The following is a 1,936-nucleotide window of genomic DNA, read 5'->3' on the forward strand; positions in this document are numbered from 1 at the left end:
CCCAAAGACTCCCCCGACCCCCACGGCTGGTCTTTGGGCTCCCCCAAAGCCCAGCCGTGGGGGTCGGGGGAGTCTTTGGGGGAGTCAGCGCGCCCTCTCAGGCGGGCCGCGTAGCCGCCTCGCGGCTACGGTGCGCGACCGTTTCGAAGGCCTCGCGTCCGTACCCGCGCCGGGAGACCCCGCGTCGTGAGAACTTGTTCGCCAGTGGGCTGACCCCGGCCGGGCGCAGCGCCTCGGCCAACGCCAACCCGTTGGCGAACCCCAACTCGGCCGCCAGGTCCTCCGAGTGGATCCGGTCGTCGGCCAGGCGGTCGAAGACCTCCAGCGCCCGGCTGATGATGTCGGGCACCCCGTCCCACGCCGCCCGGCCCGCTCCGGCCGGGGCGGGCTGGGCCTGCTCGGTCGGGGTCAGCCACGACGCCAGGTCCGACCGAACCGGCTCCGGCTCGGCCGCCGGGGCGGGTTCGGGTTCGTTGCGCAGCCAGGAGGCGGCGTCGGGGACCGCCCGCAGCCGCCGCTCGCCCTGGACCGCGACCTCCGACGTGGTGCTGTCCTCGTTGACCTCGCCGGACTCGTTCAGGGTCTGGGCGCCGCCCGGCACCCCGAACGTGGCCCGCATCCGCTCGTACCGGTGGGCGTAGGCGGCTCCGGCGACGGGGAGGGACTCCTCCTCCAGCTCTGGGCGCCGCGCCGAGATCGTGCGGGAGATCTCCGCGACCCGGCGGGGGGTGAGGTTGTAGCCGCGCATGGGCCGGATGGGCCCGCCATCGGTCAGGTAGGCCGTGCCCGGCCCCGCCAGGTCGTCCACGGACAAGTTGCGCTTCCACCCCAGCAGGTAGGCCAGCTCCTCATCATCAGACCCGGCCATGGCCACCCTCGTGACAGCGCCCTTCTTCAGCCCGGCGTTGAGCGTGTCGGTCGTGGCCCGCAGCGTGCTCAATACCGTGTTGACCGCCGAGTCGCGGGCGATGTCCTGGAGTTCCTCCAGGCCGTCGCGGATGCGGGCGACCAGGCCCTTGGTGGCCGGGTTGAGCAGGGTCTTGCCTTCGTCGGCGACCAAGACGATCTCGGGCAGGTCCGGCCCGATGGGCAGCAGGCTGACGTCGGCGGCCATCTTCTTCTCGAACGCGGTGGCCTTGCGGCCCTTGGCGATGCCCAGGGCCGCCTTGACCATCGCGTAGGCGTCCTCGGGGGTGCACGCCGCCCAGTCCAGGGCGGGACGGTCCACCTCCCCGCGCAGCCAGGGGTCCAGCCACGCCCGGGACAGGCCGCCGCCGGTCAGGTCGATGTGCCAGATCAGCGCGTCCACGCACCGGCCGACCCCGGCCGTGGCGACGTTGAGGATCGTGGTCTTGCCCGACCCGCGCTGCCCGGCGAACAGCGCGCTGTGCTCGCGCCACATCACCTGGGCCGGGCTGGAGTCGCGGTGCTCGCCCAGCACGATCGGGTCCAGGATCGACCTCGGGGAGTAGTCCTGGGGGTAGTCGATGGACTCGCGCATCCGGTCGACGGTGGCCACGTGCAGCAGCACGCTGCCCCGGCTCTGGGCGCGGTCCAGCTCGACCCCGCACCCCTCGGGCAGGCGCGCGTCGGCGGCCAGGGCGTCGGTGTAGGTCTCCAAGGACTTGCGGGTGATCCCGGAGGGCAGGTCCACGTGCAGCGTGTACCCGGCCCCGGTCTCCCACGGCTCGGTCCGGGTGACCCGGAACGGGCTCCGGTGGACGATCCGGCCCAGGCGCTGTTCCCACTCGCGCTCAACGCGGCTGGTGGCGTTCAGGACCAGGGCGCCGCCCTGGGCGGTGTGCGCGGGGCGCCCGCCCCGGGTCAGCGGGGCTAGCCCCGCCGAGATCGCCGACCCGACCACCAGGGTGAGCAGGGTGTTCAGGTCCCAGGGGGTGGTGGCCAGGCACCAGGTCAGCCACCCGCCCGCCCCCAC

General features: G+C 73.6%; 1 protein-coding gene. It reads right to left on the bottom strand.

What is annotated here, in order from left to right; all coding sequences use genetic code 11:
- Positions 1-97 precede the first annotated feature (97 nt).
- Positions 98-1,936 (bottom strand): hypothetical protein (locus ABD54_RS28430; RefSeq protein ID WP_160313097.1); only part of this gene is annotated, 1,839 nt, incomplete at its 5' end.

Source organism: Nocardiopsis sp. RV163 (assembly GCF_001029525.1).
In the GTDB taxonomy this organism is placed as follows: domain Bacteria; phylum Actinomycetota; class Actinomycetes; order Streptosporangiales; family Streptosporangiaceae; genus Nocardiopsis; species Nocardiopsis dassonvillei.